At 69.6% G+C, this 21,497-nt stretch carries 25 protein-coding genes and 3 pseudogenes; 15 read left to right on the top strand and 13 right to left on the bottom strand.

The features are described from left to right. Positions 1-67: 67 nt before the first annotated feature. A pseudogene (locus tag RPIT_RS07735) lies at positions 68-1,149 on the top strand (DEAD/DEAH box helicase). A 354-nt stretch (positions 1,150-1,503) separates the two neighbouring features. On the opposite strand, the gene RPIT_RS15680 reads toward RPIT_RS07735, so the two are convergent. After that, positions 1,504-1,932, bottom strand: coding sequence for a response regulator transcription factor (locus tag RPIT_RS15680; protein ID WP_077342070.1), 429 nt, complete (start codon positions 1,930-1,932; stop codon positions 1,504-1,506). Positions 1,933-2,021: 89 nt separating this feature from the next. On the opposite strand from RPIT_RS15680, the gene RPIT_RS07725 reads away from it, so the two are divergent. From RPIT_RS07725 to RPIT_RS07715, 3 genes are all read left to right on the top strand, one after another. After that, positions 2,022-2,834, top strand: a complete 813-nt coding sequence (locus RPIT_RS07725; protein WP_077342068.1) for a phosphoenolpyruvate-utilizing N-terminal domain-containing protein — start codon at positions 2,022-2,024, stop codon at positions 2,832-2,834. After that, complete coding sequence (locus tag RPIT_RS07720; protein ID WP_093665132.1) at positions 2,831-3,436, top strand: hypothetical protein; 606 nt, start codon at positions 2,831-2,833, stop codon at positions 3,434-3,436. The genes RPIT_RS07725 and RPIT_RS07720 overlap by 4 nt, the downstream gene beginning before the upstream one ends. Before the next feature lie 191 nt (positions 3,437-3,627). Beyond that, positions 3,628-3,942 (top strand): DJ-1/PfpI family protein, encoded by a 315-nt coding sequence (locus tag RPIT_RS07715; protein ID WP_077344262.1) that lies wholly within the window; start codon positions 3,628-3,630, stop codon positions 3,940-3,942. Here RPIT_RS07715 and RPIT_RS07710 read toward each other — a convergent pair. After that, positions 3,896-4,726, bottom strand: coding sequence for a uracil-DNA glycosylase (locus RPIT_RS07710; RefSeq protein ID WP_077342064.1), 831 nt, complete (start codon positions 4,724-4,726; stop codon positions 3,896-3,898). The two genes, RPIT_RS07715 and RPIT_RS07710, sit on opposite strands and share 47 nt — an antisense overlap. Before the next feature lie 22 nt (positions 4,727-4,748). On the opposite strand from RPIT_RS07710, the gene RPIT_RS07705 reads away from it, so the two are divergent. Continuing rightward, positions 4,749-5,765 (top strand): zinc-dependent alcohol dehydrogenase family protein, encoded by a 1,017-nt coding sequence (locus tag RPIT_RS07705; protein ID WP_077342062.1) that lies wholly within the window; start codon positions 4,749-4,751, stop codon positions 5,763-5,765. On the opposite strand, the gene RPIT_RS07700 is transcribed toward RPIT_RS07705, so the two are convergent. Genes RPIT_RS07700 through RPIT_RS15245 form a run of 5 tightly spaced genes read right to left on the bottom strand, consistent with a single transcriptional unit; the run spans position 5,743 to position 9,818 of the window. Continuing rightward, positions 5,743-7,836 carry a S9 family peptidase gene (locus tag RPIT_RS07700; protein WP_226996228.1) on the bottom strand — a complete coding sequence of 698 codons (2,094 nt, stop codon included), beginning with the start codon at positions 7,834-7,836 and terminating at the stop codon, positions 5,743-5,745. The genes RPIT_RS07705 and RPIT_RS07700 overlap by 23 nt on opposite strands. Next, complete coding sequence (locus RPIT_RS07695; RefSeq protein WP_077342058.1) at positions 7,833-8,126, bottom strand: hypothetical protein; 294 nt, start codon at positions 8,124-8,126, stop codon at positions 7,833-7,835. Before RPIT_RS07695 ends, RPIT_RS07700 begins: the two co-directional genes overlap by 4 nt. Beyond that, positions 8,123-8,551 (bottom strand): DUF7919 family protein, encoded by a 429-nt coding sequence (locus tag RPIT_RS07690; RefSeq protein WP_077342057.1) that lies wholly within the window; start codon positions 8,549-8,551, stop codon positions 8,123-8,125. Before RPIT_RS07690 ends, RPIT_RS07695 begins: the two co-directional genes overlap by 4 nt. Positions 8,552-8,553: 2 nt before the next feature. After that, the gene (locus RPIT_RS07685; RefSeq protein WP_077342055.1) at positions 8,554-8,838 is read right to left on the bottom strand and encodes a hypothetical protein; all 285 of its coding nucleotides are present in this window, start codon (positions 8,836-8,838) and stop codon (positions 8,554-8,556) included. Positions 8,839-8,864: 26 nt separating this feature from the next. Continuing rightward, the gene (locus RPIT_RS15245) at positions 8,865-9,818 is read right to left on the bottom strand and encodes a putative adhesin (protein WP_077342053.1); all 954 of its coding nucleotides are present in this window, start codon (positions 9,816-9,818) and stop codon (positions 8,865-8,867) included. Between the two features lie 83 nt (positions 9,819-9,901). Here RPIT_RS15245 and RPIT_RS07675 point away from each other — a divergent pair. From RPIT_RS07675 to RPIT_RS07665, 3 genes and pseudogenes are all read left to right on the top strand, one after another. Then, positions 9,902-12,033 (top strand): annotated as a pseudogene (locus RPIT_RS07675) (ATP-dependent Clp protease ATP-binding subunit); the annotation flags it as partial. Between the two features lie 384 nt (positions 12,034-12,417). Next, positions 12,418-13,026, top strand: coding sequence for a DUF2975 domain-containing protein (locus tag RPIT_RS07670; protein ID WP_162274517.1), 609 nt, complete (start codon positions 12,418-12,420; stop codon positions 13,024-13,026). 64 nt (positions 13,027-13,090) lie between these two features. Next, positions 13,091-13,246, top strand: coding sequence for a helix-turn-helix domain-containing protein (locus tag RPIT_RS07665; protein ID WP_335755105.1), 156 nt, complete (start codon positions 13,091-13,093; stop codon positions 13,244-13,246). A gap of 67 nt (positions 13,247-13,313) precedes the next feature. On the opposite strand, the pseudogene RPIT_RS07660 reads toward RPIT_RS07665, so the two are convergent. Beyond that, positions 13,314-13,830 (bottom strand): annotated as a pseudogene (locus RPIT_RS07660) (acetyl-CoA hydrolase/transferase C-terminal domain-containing protein); the annotation flags it as partial. Between the two features lie 72 nt (positions 13,831-13,902). Here RPIT_RS07660 and RPIT_RS07655 point away from each other — a divergent pair. Beyond that, on the top strand, positions 13,903-14,124 hold the full coding sequence (locus RPIT_RS07655; protein ID WP_077342047.1) for a hypothetical protein: 222 nt from the start codon (positions 13,903-13,905) through the stop codon (positions 14,122-14,124). Further along, positions 14,117-14,443 (top strand): hypothetical protein, encoded by a 327-nt coding sequence (locus RPIT_RS07650; RefSeq protein WP_077342045.1) that lies wholly within the window; start codon positions 14,117-14,119, stop codon positions 14,441-14,443. The genes RPIT_RS07655 and RPIT_RS07650 overlap by 8 nt, the downstream gene beginning before the upstream one ends. A gap of 228 nt (positions 14,444-14,671) precedes the next feature. Here RPIT_RS07650 and RPIT_RS07645 read toward each other — a convergent pair whose 3' ends face one another. After that, positions 14,672-15,355: a GNAT family N-acetyltransferase gene (locus RPIT_RS07645; protein WP_077342043.1), complete on the bottom strand. Its 684-nt coding sequence runs from the start codon at positions 15,353-15,355 to the stop codon at positions 14,672-14,674. A gap of 9 nt (positions 15,356-15,364) precedes the next feature. After that, the gene (locus tag RPIT_RS07640) at positions 15,365-15,991 is read right to left on the bottom strand and encodes a TetR/AcrR family transcriptional regulator (protein ID WP_077342041.1); all 627 of its coding nucleotides are present in this window, start codon (positions 15,989-15,991) and stop codon (positions 15,365-15,367) included. 56 nt (positions 15,992-16,047) lie between these two features. On the opposite strand from RPIT_RS07640, the gene RPIT_RS07635 reads away from it, so the two are divergent. Next, entirely contained in the window at positions 16,048-16,686 is a 639-nt protein-coding gene (locus RPIT_RS07635) for a methyltransferase family protein (RefSeq protein ID WP_077342040.1), read from the top strand. 80 nt (positions 16,687-16,766) lie between these two features. Here RPIT_RS07635 and RPIT_RS07630 read toward each other — a convergent pair whose 3' ends face one another. Then, positions 16,767-17,177 carry a hypothetical protein gene (locus RPIT_RS07630; protein WP_143028306.1) on the bottom strand — a complete coding sequence of 137 codons (411 nt, stop codon included), beginning with the start codon at positions 17,175-17,177 and terminating at the stop codon, positions 16,767-16,769. A gap of 231 nt (positions 17,178-17,408) precedes the next feature. Between RPIT_RS07630 and RPIT_RS07625 the strand changes: the two genes are divergently transcribed. Then, complete coding sequence (locus RPIT_RS07625; RefSeq protein ID WP_077342038.1) at positions 17,409-17,714, top strand: DUF4190 domain-containing protein; 306 nt, start codon at positions 17,409-17,411, stop codon at positions 17,712-17,714. Positions 17,715-17,849: 135 nt separating this feature from the next. Here the strand turns inward: RPIT_RS07625 and RPIT_RS07620 are convergent, their stop codons facing one another. Both RPIT_RS07620 and RPIT_RS07615 read right to left on the bottom strand, forming a co-directional pair. Further along, positions 17,850-18,566, bottom strand: a complete 717-nt coding sequence (locus tag RPIT_RS07620; protein WP_077342037.1) for an AAA family ATPase — start codon at positions 18,564-18,566, stop codon at positions 17,850-17,852. A 94-nt stretch (positions 18,567-18,660) separates the two neighbouring features. Next, positions 18,661-19,128 carry an SRPBCC family protein gene (locus RPIT_RS07615; RefSeq protein WP_077342036.1) on the bottom strand — a complete coding sequence of 156 codons (468 nt, stop codon included), beginning with the start codon at positions 19,126-19,128 and terminating at the stop codon, positions 18,661-18,663. A gap of 173 nt (positions 19,129-19,301) precedes the next feature. Between RPIT_RS07615 and RPIT_RS07610 the strand changes: the two genes are divergently transcribed. The 3 genes from RPIT_RS07610 to RPIT_RS07600 are packed head-to-tail and all read left to right on the top strand — an operon-like array spanning position 19,302 to position 21,312. Next, positions 19,302-19,676: an ArsR/SmtB family transcription factor gene (locus RPIT_RS07610; protein WP_418361358.1), complete on the top strand. Its 375-nt coding sequence runs from the start codon at positions 19,302-19,304 to the stop codon at positions 19,674-19,676. Further along, positions 19,673-20,398: a cation diffusion facilitator family transporter gene (locus RPIT_RS07605; RefSeq protein ID WP_218121678.1), complete on the top strand. Its 726-nt coding sequence runs from the start codon at positions 19,673-19,675 to the stop codon at positions 20,396-20,398. The genes RPIT_RS07610 and RPIT_RS07605 overlap by 4 nt, the downstream gene beginning before the upstream one ends. After that, positions 20,395-21,312 (top strand): cation diffusion facilitator family transporter, encoded by a 918-nt coding sequence (locus tag RPIT_RS07600; protein WP_077342033.1) that lies wholly within the window; start codon positions 20,395-20,397, stop codon positions 21,310-21,312. Before RPIT_RS07605 ends, RPIT_RS07600 begins: the two co-directional genes overlap by 4 nt. Positions 21,313-21,497 lie beyond the last annotated feature (185 nt).

Raw genomic sequence — 21,497 nt, 5'->3', positions numbered from 1 at the left:
CTCGGGTGTTGCACACTCTGATCGCCCTCACGCAGCGTGACCATCCCAGCCGATAGGCTGCGACACGATGAGTAGCACCGATACCTTCGCACCCGGCAACGTCGTCGTGGTGCGTGACGAGGACTGGCTGATCACCTCGGTGGACGAGTCGTCCGACGGACCGGTCCTCAACGCCCAGGGTCTCTCGGATCTGGTCCGCGGCCAGGACGCCGTCTTCTACCCTCGCTGGACCGGATCAAGCTCAACGACCCCCGCGACACTGAAGTCCGCGCCGACGACTCACCCAAGTACCGCCGCTCCCGCCTCTGGGTGGAGTCCACGCTCCGCAAGACCGCCGTCCCCCTCAGCGACGATTCGCTCACCGTCTCGCCCCGCATGCTCGCCCGCCAGCTCGGCTACCAGCACAAGGCCGTCGCGAAGGCCCTCGACCCCGCGACGCTGCGGCCCCGCATTCTGCTCGCCGACGCCGTCGGCCTCGGCAAGACGCTCGAGATCGGCATGATCCTCTCCGAGCTCATCCGCCGCGGCCGCGGGGAGCGGATCCTGGTGGTCACCCCGCGACACGTGCTGGAGCAGATGCAGCACGAGATGTGGAGCCGCTTCGCCATCCCGTTCGTGCGCCTCGACTCCCAAGGTGTGGCCCGCGTCAAGCAGAAGCTGCCCGCCAACCGCAATCCGTTCTCCTACTTCCGCCGCGTCATCATCTCCATCGACACGCTGAAGCAGGAGCGCTTCGTCCACGATCTGCGCCGCCACCACTGGGACGCCGTCGTCATCGACGAGTCGCACAACGTCACCAACACCGCCACCCTCAACAACCGCCTGGCCAGCATCCTCGCGCCGCAGGCCGACGCCCTCATCCTCGCGTCCGCCACCCCGCACAACGGATCACGTGAATCGTTCGCCGAGCTGGTGCGTCTCCTCGACCCCACCGCAGTCAAGGCCGACGGCGACCTGGACGCCAAGCGCGTCGACCAGCTCACCATCCGACGACACCGCCACAGCGCCGAGGTGGCCGAGGAGGTGGGCGCCGACTGGGCCGAGCGCCTCGAGCCCGACAACCGCCTCATCGACGCCTCCCCGCAGGAGGACGCCGTCGTCGACGAGCTGGTGGACACCTGGCTAGGCCCGACGCTTGTGGCGGTGTAGTGGCTCGATGCAGATCAGGTCAGCGAGCCGGGTCGAGCACAGCGAGGCTGCCCGGCTTGGAAGGCCATAGCCGATGTGGACGGCGACGTTGTGCAAGGACGGACGCTACTGTGGTGTCAGTCCCAGTCGTGATGCTATCGACGAGGGATCCGAGGTAGGTCGGCGCCGCGGGGGCGACTCGCTCCGGGGAGGACAGCCAAGTGAGTGAGCTACTTCCCGGTCGCGAGGCCATGCGGCTGCGCGGCGTACTTATTGACTATCTCACCACCACATTCGCCCTCGTCGGCTCCGATGCGCAGACCGCTCTCCGCGATCTTCTGGAGGACCACCCGGTTTATGGGGGTCTTGGTGGGGTCAGGCCTGCACCAGAAGCTCGGTTCGGCTGTGCACGCCGTTCTTGCGCAGCACCGAACCCACGTGCTTCTCCACGGTCTTCACCGAGATCTGCAGCCGAGTGGCGATCTGCTTGTCCGGCAGACCTTCGCGCAGCAACTCCAACACCTCGTGCTCCCGCGCGGTCAGGCGGTTGGGCCTCGCCGGCGCGGGCCGCTGGTCCAGTTGCTCGAGGATGCCGCTGAACACCAGCACATCGCCCTGCGCTTCAAGGTCCATCCACGTCTCGGCTACCTGCCGCTCAACGCGATCCCGCGTGACCGGAAGCTCCCAATCCTGCAGAGTGCTGACGTCGGGGTGATTCCGGTACGCCACGACGACGTCGACATCCGCCTCGTGCAGGGGGCGCAGGATCAGGCGGTCGGTCCGGATCGAGTAGGCGGTACTCACGCAACCAGTATCGCTCGTTGACGGGCGTGGCGAACGCGAGTGACGAAGACACGGCTTGCGGGTGACGACCGGTGGCTATAGTCGGGAAGATGACCAACACCGCTGAGACGACCGGCGTGCACACCATCGCCGCGCTGCTGACGGGCGTGGGGGTCAGCGGGGGTTACGCCGTCGGCGTCGTGGCGCTGGTGCCTCTGCCGGAGCCGCTGCCTGACGAGCCGGCCTCCACCGATACCGCCGGCGACCTCGCCCGTGTCGGCGACGCGCTGGAGACCGTGGCCACCAAGCTCGACGCGACCGCCGCCTCCCTCAGCGGTGACGCCGCCGAGATGGTCGGCGCCGCGGGCCGGATGGCCTGGGTCGAGGCGGACGGCGCGGGTCGCCTCGAGTTCAGCCGGGACGCCGCCGGGCGGGTCCTCGCCGCGACCGGCTCCGCCGGTACCCAGCAGTGGGCCTACACGGGCAACCTGGTCGTCTCGCACACCGGCACCGCGACGGGCGCCGAGGTCGGCACCACGGTCGAACGCGACGAGGACGGCCGGGTGGCGGCGGTCGTGCGCGACGGCGTCCGCACCGAGGGCACCCACGACGCGGCAGGACAGCTCGTCGCCGCCCGCAGCGGCGATGTCGTGCACACCTGGTCGTGGGACGCCGCGGGGCGCCTGGTCGCCGAGACCGCGGCGGGCCGGACGACCACCCACACGTACGGGCCGTCGGGGCAGCTGGCGACGCGCGAGACGGACGGGGTGGCCGCGCACTACACCTACGACCGGGCCGGACGCCGCACCAGCGAGGTCGGGCCCGACGGGCGCATCGAGTTCACCTGGGGAGACCTCGGCTGGCTCACCTCGGTCACCGGGCCCCAGGGCCGCCTGCTCGTCCCGGCCGGGAGTGCGGGATGACCACGGGCGTCCCCGAAGGTGTGTCCCGTGCCCCCGAGCCGGTGCAGCGCCTGGCCCGCGCGGTGGTCGAGCGCGGGTACGCCTGGTACCCGGTGGAGATGACCTCACCCGGCTGGGGCGACCGCCTGTACGGCGCCCGCACGCACATCGGTGAGGTGCGCATCTGGTCGCACCGCCTGTCGTGGGGGGTCACGCTCGGGGCTCCCGGCATGCCCGTGTTCGTGGACGCCGGCGTCTGGGAGGCGTGCCGCACGGGGGAGGTGCTGGGCATGGCTCGTCCCCCCATCGGGGAGCAGGTGGCCTGGCTGGAGGAGTTGTTGGCCTCGCGGTCGCTTCCGCCGTATGAGGTCGAGTGCCTCACCCGTCTGGAACGGGAGCGGCGCGAGCAGCCCCCGGCGTACACCGGCCTGCCGCTGGCCATCATCCTCATCACGTCGATCAGCCTCATCGTGGCGATGGCCTGGGCGAGCCTGGCCCTGGACATGGTGGGGCTCCGCGTCATGGCCGCGGGTGCCTTCGCGGCGCTGCTGGGCTGGCTGCTGCGTCCTGTCGCGGCCCACCGCGCCGCCCGGCGAGCGCGGCAACGGCGCGAGGAGGGTTGACCGGACGCGGAAGGCGTGGGACAGGTGGAGCGGCTGCTGCCGGGCGTCTAGGGCAAAGTGGGGGCGGGGGAGACCCTCGACGGCAAGTTGCAGGCGGTCCGCGCGTACGGCGACGACCTCGTCGTGACCAGGCATCACGCGGCTGCGTTGACTTGGTGGCCGGAGGTGGAGTGCCCCTCGTCCGCTCGTTCATGGAGGCAGGAAAGCCAGTCGCCCCCATCTGCCACGGCGCGTGGGTCCTCGTCGAGATCGACGCCGTGCGCGGCCGGCGCATGACGTCGACGGGCGCGATTTCAACGGACCTCAAGAATGCAGGCGCGGACTGGGTCGACGAGGAGTTCGTCCGTGACGGAAACCTCCTGACCAGCCGGAACCCCGACGACCTCCCCGCATTCAACGAGGGGATCGTGAGTGGTCCTGCCGTGGGGGCGCTGAGGTACCGCACTGCCGCGTCCGACCTCAGGCCTTCAGGCGGCCGATCGCGGCGTCCAGCATGGGCTCGGTGAGGCGGCCGGTGAAGGTGTTCTGCTGGCTCACGTGGTAGCAGCCGACCAGCCGGACGGGAGCACCGTCCGGCCTTGTCAGGGTGGCCTCGGCGCCGTGCCCGAAGCGGGGTTTCGGACGCGGCACCCCCCACGCCAGGCGGCGGGCCGAGCCGAGCACGGCATCCCACGCGATGGAGCCCAGCGCCATGACCGCCCGGACCGTGGTCCCCGAGAGCTGCAAGTCGCGGTCGAGCCAGTGGGCGCAGGTGGCCTTCTCGGGCGTCGTCGGCTTGTTGTCGGGCGGGGCGCAGTGCACGGGCGCGATGATCCGCAGCCCGGTCAATTCCAGCCCGTCGCCAGAGAGGGTCGCGTATGGCTGGGAGGCGAGCCCGGCCCGGTGCAGGGCGGAGTACAGCCAGTCGCCGGAGCGGTCGCCGGTGAACATGCGCCCCGTCCGGTTGGCGCCGTGCGCGGCGGGGGCCAACCCGACGACCAGCGCGGTGGCGTCCGGGTCGCCGAAGCTGGCCACCGGACGCCCCCAGTACGGCTGGTCGGCGAAGGCGGCCCGCTTGGTCGTGGCGACGTCCTCGCGCCAGCCCACGAGGCGGGGGCACGCGCGGCAGAGGGTGACGGCGGCGTCCAGCTCGGCGCGAGACGCGGTGGCGGCGAGCCGGGCGACGGCGTCCGGCGTGGTGGCGACCGGGGTGCCCGCGTCGGCGGTGTCGCCCGGCCAGCCCGTGCCCGGAGCGACGGGGGAAGCGAACGGCCGCCCGGTGAGCGGGTGCGGCAGGAGGACGGACGCCATGACGACACCCTAGGCTGGGTGCATGCGCGGAGTGATCATGTACGGGCCCGGCGACGTCCGGGTCGAAGACCGTCCGGACCCGACCATCCAGCAGCCGACGGACGCAATTGTCCGGCTGACCGCCACCTGCGTGTGCGGCTCGGACCTGTGGGGCTACCGCGGCATCAACGACCCGACCGACCCCCAGCCGATGGGGCACGAGTACTGCGGAGTCGTCGAAGCCGTCGGGGAGGACGTGCGCGACATCAGCGTCGGCGACTTTGTCGTGGGCGGCTTCTACGCCTCGTGCAACGCGTGCGCCCACTGCCGGGCCGGGTTCCCCAACGGCTGCGTGCAGCACCAGTGGTACGACGGTTGCCAGGCCGAGCTGCTCCGCGTCCCGCTCGCGGACGGCACCTTGGTCGCCACCCCGGGGCAGCCGGACGAGGCCTTGGTGCCCTCGCTGCTGACGCTCAGCGACGTCATGGCGACCGGCTGGCACGCGGCCGTGATGGCGGGCGTCCGCCCGGGCGGGACCGCTGTCGTCGTCGGCGACGGGGCCGTCGGGCTGTGCGGCGTGCTCGCGGCCTCCCAGCTCGGCGCCGACCGCGTGATCGCGATGAGCCGGCACGCCTCGCGTCAGGAGGTGGCCCGCCGATTCGGCGCCACCGACATCGTCGAGGAGCGAGGGGATGAGGGCGTGGCCCGCATCAGGGAGCTCACCGCCGGCGTCGGCGCGGACGCCGTGCTGGAGTGCGTCGGCACGGGCGACGCCATGAACCAGGCGATCGCCTGTGCCCGGCCCGGGGCGATGGTCGGCTTCGTCGGCGTCCCGCACGGGGTCGAGCTGCCGATCGGGCGGATGTTCTCCCGCAACGTGGGCGTCCGCGGCGGCATGGCGACCGTCCGCACCTACCTGCCCGACCTGATGGAGCGGGTGTGGTCGGGGCGGATCAACCCCGGCCTGGTCTTCGACCTCACCCTGGGGCTCGAGGACGCCGCCGAGGGCTACCGCGCCATGGACGAGCGCCGGGCCATCAAGGCGTTGCTGCGTCCCTGAGCCCCAGCGTGGCCGGCAGCGTGGGCGTCCGGCCGTGGACGTGCTCGCCGATGAACCCGAGCACGACCTCGTACCAGACCAGCGCGTGCTGGGGCTGGAGGATCCAGTGGTTCTCGTCGGGGAAGTACAGGAACCGGTGCGGGCTCTGGCCCTTCTCGTCGGCCGGGAGCCCCGACTTGCTGAGCAGCTCCCACCACAGGCGCAGGCCCTCGCCGATCGGGACGCGATAGTCCTTGTCGCCGTGGATGACGAGCATCGGGGTGCGGATCTCGCCGACGCTCTCGTGCGGTGAGTGGCCGTCCATCAGCCCGCCCATCTCGCGCGCCCAGTAGTAGGGGGCGTCGGTGGTGGGGCCGAACTGGTCGAGCGCCCACAGACTGGCGTGGGTGACGATGGCGGCGAACCGGTCGGTGTGGCCGGCGATCCAGTTGGCCATGTAGCCGCCGAAGCTGCCGCCCATCGCGATGGTCCTGTCGCCGTCGATGTCGTCGCGGGCCTCGACCGCGTCGGTGATCGCCATGAGGTCGGTGTAGGGCGCGTCGCCCCAGGAGCCCCAGCCGCGCTGGATGAAGTCCTGTCCGTACCCCGTGCTCAGCGCCGGGTCGGGCAGCAGGACGGCGTAGCCCTGAGCGACCATCGCCCACGGCGTCCAGCGCCAGGACCAGGCGTTCCACGAGCTGAGCGGGCCGCCGTGGATCCACAGCAGCAGCGGTGCCGGCTTCTCGGGCGACGCGCCGTGGGGCAGCGCCAGCCACCCACGAATCCGGACGCCGTCGGCTGAGGTCGTCTCGACCTCGACCAGCGTGCCGGGCAGCTCGGGGCGCTCGACCGGGTTGGGCAGACGGGTGACGGAGTCGCCGTCGATGCGGACGACCTCGCCCGGGTAGGCGTAGCTCGAGCGGGCGCCGTACACGGTGCCGTCCGGGGCGACGGTCGCGGCGGAGTAGGCGGCGTCGTCGTGGGTGAGCTGGATGGCCTCACCCGAGGCGACGTCGAGCCGGAACAGCGGCCCGCGGCCGTCCTGGTCGGCCTGCAGCAGCACGGCGTCGCCGGCGGGGTCCCAGGCGATCGGGCTCGCCCACTGGTCGAACGCGTCGGCGATCGGGCTGACGATGCCCGAGGCGATGTCGAGCAGGCCCAGCTCGCGGCTCGGGGCCGTGGTGGCGGTGCCGGTGCGGCCGTACACCACCAGCGCGCGGGTGCCGTCGGGGCTGACCGGGCCGGGGCCGTAGTCGGTGCCGGTGACGCCCTCGACCAGGTCCGTCGTCGTGCCGGACGCCAAGTCGACCTTGACGATCGCCGTCAGCCGATCCCCCAGGGCCACGGGGATCGTGCGGCCCGCCAGCACGAACGACCCGTCGGGGGCCACGTGCAGGCCGTGGGTGCTCAGGTGGGCGCCCAGCCCCCGGGTGAGCAGGCGCAGCCGCTGGCGCGGCGCCGCGTCGACGGTGCCCGGCAGGTCCGGGTCGGGTGCGGCCGCGGCGTCGGACGCGTCTCCCTGCTCCGCCTTCTCGGCGTCCGTGGGCTCGGGTTCGGTGGCGGGGGCGTCCTCGACCGCGAACAGGTGGGGGGCGTCGGGGCCCAGGTCGGCGTCCCAGTAGCGCACGGCCGCGTCGGTGTGCAGGATCGCGGCGACCTTCTTCTCCTTGCGCTGCTTGCGCGCCTCGGCGTCGGCCTTCTCGGGGTCGTCGGCGTGCTCGGCCACCGGCATCAACGGGGCCACCACGAACACGCCGCCGTCGCGGCCGGTGTGCACCGAGGAGATGCCGCCCGGGCGTGAGACCACCAGCCGGGCCTCGCCGCCCGCCGCCGGGACCATCCACAGGGCGGCGACCGGGTCGTCGCCGTCGGCGTCCGGGTCGGGCCGGGCCGAGATGAAGTACAGGTTGCCCGCGGCGTCGTAGGCCGCACCCGACTCGCCCTTCGCCGAGCGGGTGATCCGGCGCGCGGGCGCCTCGCCGGCCGGGTCGTGCTCCCAGACCGCGTTCGCATAGCGGGTCTTCTTCGCGTCCAGGGTCGCCACGATCGTGGCCAGCCGCCGCCCGTCGGGACTCAGCGCCAGCCCGTTCACGCGCGGGTACGCGATGAAGTGCTGCAGGTCGTGGAACGGGGCTCGGGGCGTCGTCGACTCATGCGGCCCATCCTGCCGCGCGGGTCAAGCCTGCGGCGGGAGTTGCTGCTCGACGGACCGGCCGTGAAATCGCCGGTCAGGGACGCGCGCGTGTTGTAGCCGAAGACCCACGCGGTCGGGTACTCGGTGCACGAGGCGATCACGATCTCGTGGCGGTGGACGGGCTGGACCGCATCGGCCAGGTGGCGCCGGGCTACGTCGAAGGCATCCTGCAAGATCACATCGTTCATGGCCGTCTTCCCGGTTCCCCCAGGGCTGCGACGACCTCGGCAGGCGGAAGATAGCCGTGCTCGGAGACGTAGTGCAGCACCAGGTTCGGCGCCACCCAGCGTCGCCCGCCCGCCATCACCTCGATGCTGGCACTGCCGAGGTGGAGCGTGTCTCCCCGCTGCGCCGCGTACTCGGTGGGGTGGAAATCGGGCGACCACGGGCCGACCTCCTCGGGCGCCGGGCGGGGGCAGAAGGCGCAGGTGTGGAAGCCCCGGGTGCGATCGATGGGGCTGCGGGCGGCCTCCTCGAGCCCGCGCCTCACCTCCGACGGGCACGGGCCCTCCCGGAAGGGGTGCCTCGGGTCCAGCCACCCGAAGGCCAGCGTGTCCTTCGGCCAGGGCCAGCGGCCCGGCGTCAGGACCGAACCGTCCTCGTGGTGCACCACCGTCAGGTCGCGTCCCTGGCCACGTGGAAGAGCTCCGTGCGGAGCCGGTGGAACTCCCGCTGCTCGGTGAGGACTCCTCGCGCGTCCTGCAGGACGACATCGTTCCAACCACCCATGCCCGCGGAGTAGAGCGTCACCACATCGCGCGCCACATCGGACACCGGTTCCCCTCCCTCCAGCCGGGCACGGTAGCGAGCCATGGCATGGGCCCACCGGGGTTCCGTTGGCCGCAGCAGCGCCTCCAGCTCGGCCAACACCGACGCCATCGCCTGGGGTTCCTCGACCATGTCCTCTCCTCCTTCGCACCCCATCATCACTTCGGCGGCCAACTGTAGCCCACCTCGACCCCGCCGATCTCCCAGGGTTTGACGACGACCACCTGCTCCGTGCCGCCCATCCACAGGCCACCCTGGTTCGCGACCGTACCGGTGTGGATCTCGGTGCCGGCAGGCACCTTGATCGCGAAGGCGGTGTCGATCGGCGCCGGCGTTCCGTCCGGCCAGACCGGCGGGATCGCCTTGTCGATGAGCCCGCGCCTCACCTCCGACGGGCACGGGCCCTCCCGGAAGGGGCGCCTCGGGTCGAGCCACCCGAAGGCCAGCGTGTCCTTCTGCCAGGGCCACTTCCGCGGTGAGAGCACCGACCCGTCCTCGTGGCACATGGGACTCCTCTCAGGGCAGCAGGGGGGTAGTTGCGGCACGCCGCCCAGTCGTAGGTGCCGCCGTTGGGGGTGATCAGGTCGGCCAGGGACGTCGCGGTGGACCCCGTGACGGGGTTGTTGATGATGTCCAGGTCCGGCGTGGGCGGGTAGAGCACGTGCTCGGGGATGACGTCCCCGGGCCCGTAGACATCCACGGTCGGGGGGGCAGAACGGCCACCGCATCTGCCGCTCGATCTGGTTGCCCAGGCTGTCGAGTATCGTGTCGCCCTCGGCTCCGTACATCCGGATCCGGACGCCCTCGGGCACGACCATGTGGTTGCTCGGGATGCCGATGCCGGGGATGTCCCGGACCGGGGTGCCGGGGATGCCGCCGTGTCCGGAGAGCACGGTCCCGTCCGCGGCGAAGCTGCGGCCCAAGGTGTTGCCCGCCACGTCCTGAATCGCGTGCCCTGCTGCACGGGGGTCCGGGTGGGCGTAGGCGTTGGCCCACATGGTGTGCGAGCCAGCAACCTGGCGCGATACCTGGCGGGCGTCGTGCAGCATCGACTGTTCCTCCAGCCATTGGACGTAGGCGCGGTTGGCGCTGCTGGCCTCGAACGCCGTCACGGCGGCGGTCCGTCAGGCCCTCACCCACGGCCTGGCCAGCATCGCGTCCCAGGCCAAGACGATCCGCGACGGCGCGGCCAGCAGACGCGCTGCAGGCCGCCTTCGAGGCGTCCCGCGGCGGCAAGCGCGTCACCTCCGCCGAGTCCGAGGGCGGCGAGTCCGCGCTGGAGAAGTACTCGATCGACCTCACCGAGCGCGCCCGCTCCGGCAAGCTGGACCCGGTCATCGGCCGGCACTCCGAGATCCGCCGCGTGGTGCAGGTGCTGGCGCGGCGCACCAAGAACAACCCCGTGCTGATCGGTGAGCCCGGCGTCGGCAAGGCCGCCGTCGTCGAGGGCCTCGCCCAGCGGCTCGTGGCAGGCGACGGGCCGGATTCGCTGAAGGGCCGGCGGCTCGTTTCCCTCGATCTGGCCTCCATGGTGGCCGGCGCGAAGTACCGCGGTGAGTTCGAGGAGCGGCTCAAGGCCGTCCTCAACGAGATCCGCGAGGCGGAGGGCCAGGTGATCACCTTCATCGACGAGCTGCACACCGTCGTCGGGGCGGGTGCCTCGGGCGAGGGCGCGATGGACGCCGGCAACATGCTCAAGCCCATGCTGGCCCGCGGTGAGCTGCGGATGATCGGTGCCACCACGCTGGATGAGTACCGCGAGCGGATCGAGAAGGACCCGGCGCTGGAGCGCCGCTTCCAGCAGGTCTACGTGGGCGAGCCCTCCGTCGACGACACCGTGGCGATCCTGCGCGGCCTGCGTGAGCGCTACGAGGCGCACCACAAGGTGCGGATCACGGACTCGGCGCTGGTGGCGGCCGCGTCGCTGTCGGACCGGTACATCACGTCGCGGCAGCTGCCCGACAAGGCCATCGACCTGGTGGACGAGGCGGCGTCGCGGCTGCGGATGGAGATCGACTCGTCGCCGGAGGAGATCGACATGCTGCGCCGCGACGTGGACCGGATGACCATGCAGACCTTCCATCTGGAGAAGGAGGCCGACGAGGCGTCGAAGGAGCGGCTGGCCGCGCTGCGGGCCGAGCTGGCCGACGCGCAGGAGACCCTGCGGGGGCTGGAGAACCGCTGGGAGTCCGAGAAGGGCGGGCTCAACCGGGTTGGCGACCTGAAGGAGCGCATCGACCAGCTCCGCATGGAGGCCGATCGCGCCCAGCGCGAAGGCGACCTCACGAAGGCCTCGACGATCCTCTACGGCGAGATCCCTGCCGCGGAGAAGGAGCTGGCTGAGGCGGAGGCCTCCGACGCGACGGCGTCGATGGTCTCCGAAGAGGTCAGCGCCTCCGACATCGCGGAGGTCGTCTCGGCCTGGACGGGCGTGCCGGTTGGGCGCATGTTGGAGGGCGAATCCGAGAAGCTGCTCCAGATGGAGGAGCGGATCGGGGAGCGGCTGATCGGGCAGCGCTCCGCCGTCGTGGCCGTCTCGGATGCGGTGCGCCGCTCGCGCGCTGGCATCTCCGACCCGAACAGGCCCACGGGCTCGTTCCTGTTCCTCGGCCCCACTGGCGTGGGCAAGACCGAGCTGGCCAAGGCCCTGGCTGATTTCCTGTTCGACGACGAGACCACGCTGGTACGCATCGACATGAGCGAGTACTCGGAGAAGCACTCCGTGGCCCGCCTTGTCGGCGCCCCTCCCGGCTACATCGCCTACGAGGAGGGCGGCCAGCTGACTGGGTGGAGAAGGCGCACCCGGATCTGGTCAACATCCTGCTGCAGGTGCTCGACGACGGCAGGCTCACCGATGGCCAGGGCCGCACCGTCGATTTCCGCAACACGCTGCTGATCATGACCTCAAACCTGGGCTCGCAGTTCATGGCCGACCCGATGCTCTCGCGCGAGGAGAAGGAGGCCTCGGTGATGTCGGTGGTGCGGCAGGCGTTCAGGCCCGAGTTCCTCAACCGGCTCGACGAGACGGTGCTGTTCGAGGCCCTCACACAGGAGCAGCTGGCGCAGATCGTGGACATTCAGCTGCGCCGCCTGGGTGCGCGGCTCGCGAGCCGGCGCATCACCGTCGAGGTTTCGGACGCGGCCAAGCAGTGGCTGGGGGAGGTGGGCTTCGACCCGGTGTACGGCGCCCGGCCTCTGCGTCGGCTGGTGCAGTCGACCATCGAGGACGCGCTTGCCAAGGGGCTGCTCAGCGGGGCCATCCACGACGGCCAGAGCGTCTACTTCGACCGGGTGGGCGACGGGGTCGCCGTCGTGGACGCCCCCTGACAGCACCCTCCCTGCGTCACCCTCCGTGAGCAAATGGATGGGGTCACGCCTCGACACGCCGCGCGAGTTCAGGGGGTGGGTGCAACAGATCTGAAGGGGATGTGTTGTGTCGGTTGCGGAGAAGCGTGGGGTTGCGCTTGCCGGGTTGGCTGACGGGTTCAGTGCCCGGGAAGTCGTGCAGTCAAAAGTGCTCAAACCCCGGTCCGCGGGAACGATCACGAGGGTTTCGATCGGGAGTGGGCTCGTTCCTCGCCCGCACCCCGGCCGACCGGCGGTGGTCACCGAGCCCGGCTCGACCGGCGAAGAAACATGTCGAGAAACGTTGTGCATATCGATAAACGATGGTATTGTTCTTCGATATACAGCTTGATTGAAAGGAAAGCCATGGAGGCCACGGACAAGCTCAGGTTCGACAAGACGGACTTCTCCGTCACCAAATTGATCGCGGCGGGCGCCACCGCACTGACCGCGATCCTCGCCATCGGTACCTCGCTTGGGGCGTGGATCAGCGGGGAGGCGCTGGAGGTCGAGCTGCCCGCCTCCACCGCCATCCAGTACGACCCGACCGTCCCGGGCGTGGTCCTTACCACCGGCAGCACCATGATGGCGCGATTCGAGAACCCCGACGCCGGGCTGTTGCTGGCCAGCATGGCGCCGTCGCTGGTCCTCGTCGCGCTCATGGCGGTGGCAACCTGGCTCCTGTGGCGGGTGCTGGACTCCGTCCAGGCCGACCAGCCCTTCACCGCGGCCACCGTCAACCGGATGCGGGCGCTGTCCTACGTCGTCAGCATCGGCGCCATCGTGCACCAGGCTGTGGTCGGCCTTGTCTCCGGCCACCTCACCTCCAGGGCAACCGGCGAGACGGTGCTCTTCCAGGTCAGCTTCGACGTGGGGTTCATCGCCATCGTCGTCGGCGGAGCGATGCTCGCCGCGCTGGCCGAGGCCTTCAGGCGCGGCATTCGCCTGGAGGCCGACGCCGAGGGGCTGGTGTGAGATGGCGGTGGAGGAGGCGCACCGGGTGGTGTGTCGGCTGGATGAATTGTTGGAGGCGAGGGGCATGACGCTGACCGCCCTGGCCGACGAGGTGGGGGTGACCGTCGTCAACCTCTCCATCCTCAAGAACCAGCGCGCCAAGGCGATCCGGTTCTCCACCCTCACGGCGCTCTGCGACGTCCTGGGCTGCCAGCCCGGCGACCTGTTCGCCGTCGAGTGACGGGTCCGAACACGAACGGGGCCCGCGCCTGGTGCGCGGGCCCCGTCCATGCTGGGAAGGCGGGAGGTCACTCCTTCATGGTGCCGGTTTCGAGGAAGCGGATGTGCCACCCGAGGGCGGTGCGCAGGTCGTGCGGCGTGTGCATGCCGTTGGCCTTGGTGTGGGCCAGCTTCACGTACTCGCGCAGCGGTTCCTTGAAATCGGGGTGCGCGCAGTTCTCGATGATCTTCTCCGCACGCTGGCGGGGGGCCAGGCCGCGCAGGTCGGCGAGGCCCTGCTCCGTGATGATGACCGACACGTCGTGCTCGGTGTGGTCGACGTGGTTGACCATCGGGACGATCGCCGAGATGGCGTCGCCCTTCGCCGTCGACGGCGAGACGAAGCAGGAGAAGAAGGCGTTGCCGGTGAAGTCGCCCGAGCCGCCAATGCCGTTTCTGCATCCGAGAGCCCATCACGTGCGTGGAGTTCACGTTGCCGTAGATGTCCGCCTCGATCATGCGTTTGCAGGAGATGACACCCATGCGACGGATGGCCTCGGGGTTGTTCGAGACGTCCATCGGGCGAAGGATGATCTTCTTGGCGTACTGCACGGGGGCGTCGACGTCGGCGCCGAGTGGCAGCCGATCGTCGAGGAGCTGGCGGGGGAGTCGGCCGAAGTGTTGGACCTCATCGCCGCGTTGAGCGAGGCCGGGGTGGCAGCGCCCGACGGCGAGGTGGGCTACGAACTCGACGGGGTGCCGTTCGAGCTGGTGTGGACGAGCGAGAAGATCGCGGTGCAGCTGGACCCCGCCCCGGACGTCGAGGTGGACGGGTGGCGCATCCTCGCGCCCGACGCGGCCTCGATCGCGGCGGCATGGAAGCAGCAGACCGGTGCCTGAGAGCGTCATCATCTACCCGAAGCAGGACAAGCTGCTCGACTCCTCGATCAGGCAGAAGGCCTACAGCTTCCTCGAGAAGCTCGCCCAGGACGACAGCGCCCCCGGCCTGCACATCGAGCCCGTCCACACCGCCGCCGATTCCCGCGCCCGCACCGGCCGCGTGGACCAGCAGTACCGGGCGCTGCTGTTCAAGCTCACCACACCCACCTCCACCGCGTACGTGGTCCACGGCATCTACAACCACGACGACGCCTACACGATGGCCGCGAAGGTGCAGTTGACCATCAAGCGTACTCAGGGCTTGGCGGTGGGCGCTTAACAGCCCCGAGGGGTGGTCGAAGCCAAGGGGCTCAGGCGTGGTGTCTGGAGTCCTCTCCATCTGCCCTCGCCAACCGGAGGCGCCGACTGGGGAGACAGTACGAGTTAGAACTTCCGCATCTGCCGATGGTCGTGACATCACGCTCATGCCCATCTGCGGACGACCCGTCGATCCGGCGTCGACAGCCTCTACCGCTGATGATCGGTGGATGTTGGCTGAGCTGTCGGTTTACCTGTCGGTCGTGCTGGCGGGTTGGACGATGTGCTCTAAGGTCAGGATTCGGAACCCGCTACGGAGTGCGAGTGAGATGGAGGCGTGGTCTTGGGCGATGGTTCTGTGTTGGACCGTGCCGATGCCGTGTCGTGCTGCATCGACGAGGACGGCACGCTCGGCAGCAGTCGCGTAGCCTCGCCCCCTGCTGGAGGGGCAGGCTAGGACGCTGACTTCCGGAGGGCCGGCGCAAGTGGGCACCAGCGTGCACATCGCCACCAGACGGTGATCGATGATGACCCCACGGGCCAGGATCGTCTCTTGCCCCAGATGGGGTGTGGCTGCTGCGAGGTCAGCCCGTGAGCATCGCTCGTGCAGGTCGACGACCAGTGGTGCGTCCGTGCTGTGGAGCCGAGCCGTGGCTCGCTCGGGCATCGGAGCGGTCGCGGTGTCGGCGAACGCGCGGACGGCCAGGAATCGCGGTGCCCAGGCTTGGTTCGGTTCACCTGGATGCGGATAGACCGCCAGGGTACGGTCGCGGAACTGAACGAGTCTCGGCCCCGTGGCGTCGCCGGGCGAGGTCGCCTGCACCCAGGATGATCGACGCGTGTCGATGACGTCTTGGGCCGAGACGCCCCAGCAGGAGGCTAGGGCTACCGCCTCTGTCTCCGTGATCGGCTGCAGGTGCTGGGAGAGATGCATACAGTCAGGCTAGGGGCTAGCACCGACAGGGCGAGGGCTGGCGCAGGCTGCGTTCAGGTACGCGTTCGCCGCCCGGGTGACCTCGCGCGCGAGCGTGTCGGCGTCGGTCGTGCCGACCAGCCGGTGCGTCAGCGACTCCACCAGCGCCACCAGCACCTGGGCCGTCGTCCCCGGGTCGGCCAGGTCCGTCTCGGCACGTAGCAGCTCCTCGACGCGGCTCCGGAGGGCCTCGTTGGTCTGCTCGAAGGCCTCGGCGAGCGCAGGGGTGCTCGCAGCGTGGTCGTAGAGGACCCGGTGCAGGTCACCGTCCTCGTGCAGCGCCGCCACCGCAGCGACGGCCTCGGGGAGCCACACGCTCCTGGGTCGGCCGAGCCGGAGGACGTGGTCGAGGACCTCGCCCGCGGCGGCCATGTGCCGTCGCGCGAGCTCGAGCATGAGCGCGCCCTTGTTGGGGAAGTACTGGTAGAGCGAGCCGATGGAGACCCCGGCCCGCGCGGCGATCCTGTCCGTCGTGGCCCCGTCCCCCTCCTCGGCCAGAACCTGAGCCGCTGCGGCCAGGATCTTGTCCACCGTCGCCCGGGAACGGCGCTGCTGCGGCTGTTTGCGGGGGTTCTGCGCCGCCGTCGACGCCGCCATCGGCCACCTCCAGATGCGAGTACTGAACGTGAGGGATTCCTCATATTATTGCGGGTATGGGTGGGATCGATGAGTGGGGACCACGGGTGAGCGCAGGTGTCGCCCTCGCGGTCTACGTGATCGGGCTCGCAGGCGCCTTCGGCGTCCGTGCCTGGCTGCACCGGCGCCGGACCGGGGACTCCGGGGTGCGCAGGACCCCGGCCCGGCACCCGGCCGGCCGGATGGGGGTGGTCCTGTTCATCGGTGCCCTCCTGCTGTGCGGTGCGGGCCTGGTCGGGGCCCTCCTCGCTCCGCAGCTGCGGTGGGAAGCCCCGGGCGTGGTGTCGTGGGCAGGCCTGCTCGTCGCCGCCGTCGGACTGGCTGCGGTGTTCGTCGCCCAGGCTGCCATGGGGGCCTCCTGGCGGGTGGGGGTCGACCCCGACGAGGTGACCGAGCTCGTCACCACGGGACCGTTCGCCCTCGTGCGCAACCCCATCTTCAGCGCCATGGGCCTGACCCTGGTCGGGGTCACCCTCCTGGTCCCCAGCGCGGCGACAGTGCTCGCGCTGGTCGCCTTCTGCGTCGGCGTCCAGCTGCAGGTACGCCTGGTTGAGGAGCCGGCCCTTGCACGTCTGCACGGCGACCGCTACCGCCAGTACGCCTCCACAGTCGGGCGATTCCTCCCCGACCTCACACGCGGGCGCTCAACGTCATAGCCGAAGGCCGGCACCTAGCCGACGTCCCCTCATCAGCGGGCACGTGTCGAACGCACTGAGATGCCGCTCGGAGGAACGTCTCAGCCGTCCCGGCGAGCTCGCCAAGCCAGTGCTGCCAGCAGGGCGGTTGTGGGAGTCCACGTCGCTCGCTCGGGCCAGGAGGGCGAGATGCCGTTCAGGACGGCACCCACACCCATCAGTGCGGTGATTCCGGTCAGGACATGGCGGCGCACCCTCAGCGGGGTGCGACGACTCACGATCGCGACAGAGAGTCCGCTGTAGAGGAGCGCGGCTCCTGCGCTCACGACCCTGAGGCGGCTGGGAAGCACGCCGATGTGAGCGCCGCCGTAGCTGGCTCGGCCCCAAGGGGTCCCGATCGCAAGGGCTGCTTGGAAGGCGGCCAGCCCTGCCAGCCCCACGGCCACTGCTCCACGCTCCACGGAGCGTCGCTGGTGCTCAGCACCCTGTCGCGTCTGCCTCGGCCCAGTCACACGGCCATCATGCCTCGGCCGGTCATGCCGCAGGGTGCGCGAGGGTAGCCTGTCGGCTTCCGGTACCCGAAGCGCGGACCCGCTCATGCCGCAAGCCGCAATGGTGATTGCTGTCGAGACCAATGGCCAATGGCCCCTCGGGGGATCTTGGTCGATGGCTCCTTGGGCCCGGCCGATGCGGAAACTCCGTGGCCTCACCTCAGTCGCCCGCTGGTGTCCTAGTCTTCAGTCATGGCGACTGCTTGGACTACGGAATCGATCGGCCTTGAGTCGGTACCGTCACCTGTGGTGAACAAGTTGGCTGTGGCTTCGCTCCTGCTGTCGCTGCTGGCGCTCGGTGGGATGTTCGGGTTCGGCTTTATCTCGGTCGCTGTCTTTGGCGTGGGTGCTGGGCACGTCGCGTTGCAGCAGATCAAGTGCCGGGGAGATCGCGGCAGGGGTCTGGCTTTGGTTTCCCTCGCGATCTGCTACCTGATGGGAACGTGGGCTCTCCTGAGTGTTCCGTCGCTACTGTTTGCATTCGCGTCTGGAAGCTGAAGGAGACGCCGGAACCTCTGATGTGCTGGCGCGAAGTGAGCAGTCGTGCTGGCTGAGCAACAGCTGCGCCAATGCCTGGTACTGAGCAATCCGGATGTGCTGCGTCTGGATCGTGCTCTGCGCGGTGGCGCGTGTTCACTCCAGGCCGAAGTAGCCGGGGTCGGCGAGGAACCGTCGGTACAGCGCCACGGTCATCAGGTCTTTCCAGGCACGGGTGTTGAGTCCGTCGTCGTCCAGTTCGATGATGCGGGCGCCTGGGGTGGCGGTGAGGATCGGGGAGTGGGTGGCCATCAGCACTTGGATGCCGTCGTGGCGTAGTTCCGTCAGGAGGTTGGCCAGTTTGATCTGGGTCACGATCGAGAGCCCGGCCTCCGGTTCGTCGAGAACCAGGAATCCGCCCCTGCGGGACATGTGTTCCAGTTTGGTGTCGAGGAGCTCGGTGAACGCCTGGCCGTGCGAGCGCTCGTGGTAGCGACTGTCGGCGCCAGGGTTCTGCTCGAGGAAAGTGATCAGTCCGTGCATGGTCTCGGCGCGCAGAAAGTACCCCCAGCGGGAACGGGAAAGGCCGCGCACCAGCCGGATCCGTGCGTGCAGCGGCGACTCGGTGGGACGCTCCGAGGGCCTCAGGTGTGTGCTGCCGCCCTCGGGGCTCAGGCCGTATGCCATGGCGATTGCTTCGATGATGGTGGACTTCCCGACCCCGTTCTCCCCGACCAGGACCGTCAACCAGGACAGCTCCAGCCCGTCTGACAGCAGTTGCCTCACTGCGCCCATGGTGAACGGCCAGCCCTGATCATCCTCACCGGAGTCACCGACCACCTCGCGGACGGGCAATGAACTAAAAGGAGTCACGGGGTCAGGCTAGAGCGCGACAGTGACACCTCCGAGGTGGCGACACGGAACACGCGGATTTGCCGCTTCGCGTGCGTCGCGACCCCCTCGATGGTCACTTGCCGAAGTACTCCTGCAACCGGCGGTGTCGATGCCTGAAGAAGGCATGTACCACGCGCTCCAAGAGGGCGGCGAGGCCCGGGATCGGCAGGCGCGGCCGAAAGGTCACGCGGTCGTGCACCCGCGTACCTCCTGCGACCGGCGTCAACGTCCGCTCGTGCTCCCAACACCGCATGCTCAACATCGTGGACCGCTCCAGGAACCGCCGGCCCGACTCGAGCTCGACAATAGTCAGGCGGTCGAAGTCGAAAGGGATGAGGCCGAACAGCCGGAGCCAGGCGCGGCCGACGGGTTGTCCAAGGGGGATGTCCTCGACTGACAGCCCGGCCGCTCCGGGTGGCATGCTCATCGTCATCCAGGGCCGCATCTCGAAGTTGATGCCGTCCGGATTCACGGCTCGATCCCACACATCGGACGCGGCAGCCGGGACGTTGACGTGATTCTCGACAGTCCTCGTCGTCACCCCACACTCCCTTGCTTTCCCGGGCCGTTGCTTCACCTTGCCACACGTCATGACGCGCGCGGCCGTCCGGATCTGCCGCGGTCAGCGCTCGATTCTTCCGATGACCGGGCCCCCGGCTGCTGATGGCACGGCTTGGAGAGGTGAGTTGCTGGCAGTAGGGATAGGATCGCCTTATGGCGATGACAACTCTGATAGACGATTTCTCGTTGGGGTCTGGGGAGAGAGCGGCGGCGGATGCGGCGGCGTGCTTGTTCAACGGGTTCGCGGACCGGTCTCGGCTGGTGATCGTCCAGCATCTGTTGCTGGGTGAGCACCGGGTGGTCGACCTGACGGGGCATCTTGATTTGGCACAGTCGACGGTGAGCAAACACTTGGCCTGCCTGCTGGACTGTGGCATCGTCCAGGTCCGAGCGCGGGGGCGGGCGTCGGTGTATTCCTTGGCCCATCCTGAGGCGATTCTGGACTTGCTGTCTGCGGCGGAGCGGCTCCTTGGCTTGACGGGTGATGCGGTGACCCTATGCCCACGGTTCGGGAGGGGGTCGTCATGAGTTCGTGTGCGCAGCCTGTGGCGTCGCCGCTTCCGGCGGAGCGTCGGCAGGCGTTGGGTCGTCGGGCGCAGCTATTGGCGGGAGCGTCGGTGGCGTACAACGCGGGTGAGGCTGTGGTCGCGGTTGTGGCGGGTGCGGCTGCTTCTTCGATGGCGCTGGTGGGTTTCGGTCTTGACTCCACCGTGGAGGTTGCCAGCGGGTTGATCATCTTGTGGCAGTTCCGTCATCGAATGCCGGAGTCGAGGGAGGCTCAGGCGCTCCGGTTGATCGCGGTGTCGTTCTTCGCTCTGGCGGGGTACGTCGTGTTCGAGGCGGTCGGGGCTCTGGTTGCGCACGAACCGCCGGATGGGTCGACCGTCGGGGTGGTCATCGCGGCGCTGTCTCTGGTGATCATGCCTTTCCTGTCGTGGGCTCAGCGTCGCACCGGACGTGAGCTGGGGTCCAGCAGCGTGGTCGCGGACTCCAAGCAGACGCTGTTGTGCACGTACCTCTCGGCCGTCTTGCTTTTCGGGCTGGTCGCCAACATGGCGTGGGGTTGGTGGTGGGCGGACCCGGTCGCGGCCCTGGTGATCAGCGCGGTGGCGGTCCGAGAGGGTGTGGAGGCTTGGCGCGGCGAGCAGTGTGGGTGTGCGCCAGCCCCGCTTGCCGCGCACGAGCCTGACTCCTGCTGCACCAGCGCGCCCGCCACGGTGGGGGCCCACCGTGAGGGCGTCGAGCGATGAGTGGCAACCACGGGCACGACCACACCGCGGGTCTGGCCGATCACCGCGGGCGGCTGGCTGTCGTACTGGGCATCACCGTCACGGTCCTGATCGTCGAGGTGGTCGGTGCCGTCATCTCGGGCAGCTTGGCTCTGCTCGCCGATGCCGGTCACATGCTCACCGATGTCGCCGGGCTCAGCATGGCCTTGGTCGCCGCAACCTTGTCCCGACGCCCCGCCACCCCGTTTCGCACCTGGGGGTTCCTGCGCGCCGAGATACTAGGAGCTGCCGCGCAGGCCCTGCTCCTGCTCGCCGTGGGGGTCTTCATCCTGATCGAGGCCATCCAACGGCTACGTCAGCCGCCCGAGGTCACGTCCACAGCGATGGTGGTCTTCGGGTTGATCGGTCTGCTCGGTAACGTCGTCGGAATGTTCATCTTGGCCCGGGCTCGCGCGGCCAACCTCAATATGCGCGCCGCCTTCCTCGAGGTCGTCAACGACGCGCTGGGTTCCGTGGCTGTCCTCGTTGCCGCAGTGGTCATCGCCACCACCGGCTTCGATCGAGCGGATGCCATTGCCTCGCTGGTCATTGTCGTGCTCATCGTCCCCCGCACCATCCGCCTCCTGCGCGACGCGGTGCATGTCCTCATGGAGTCCACGCCGCCCGGGCTCGACCTCGCAGCCGTGCGCAAGAGCATCCTCCAGCTGTCCCACGTCCACGACGTGCACGACCTGCACGCCACCCAGGTCGCCACCGGCATCCCCGTTCTCACCGCGCACGTGGTCATCGACGACGAGTGCTTCCGCGACAAGCACGCCCTCCACCTCCTCGACGCCGTCCAAGAGCGTCTTCGCCACGATTTCGACATCGAGCACTCCACGATCCAACTCGAAGGACCCAACCACGCCGCCCACGAGCACCCCGTCCACGACTGACCCATCCCACCCAGACGACCATGACCCGACGCGCCCACCCCGCTCTGTGCTGCTCCCACTTCGTCCCACCAGCCCTTGAAACCTGCGGCATGCAGAGCCTGGCTGCGAACATCCGCTATTGCCGCGCTGGGGCCTCTTCTGCGGGCCAGGACGATCGGGACTCCAGATGCCCGCGGCAGAGTGGC

It is taken from the genome of Tessaracoccus flavus, from assembly GCF_001997295.1.
GTDB classification, from domain to species: Bacteria; Actinomycetota; Actinomycetes; order Propionibacteriales; family Propionibacteriaceae; genus Arachnia; species Arachnia flava.
Note: the sequence above shows the minus strand (reverse complement) of the source record. Positions and strands in the feature narration are given on the sequence as shown.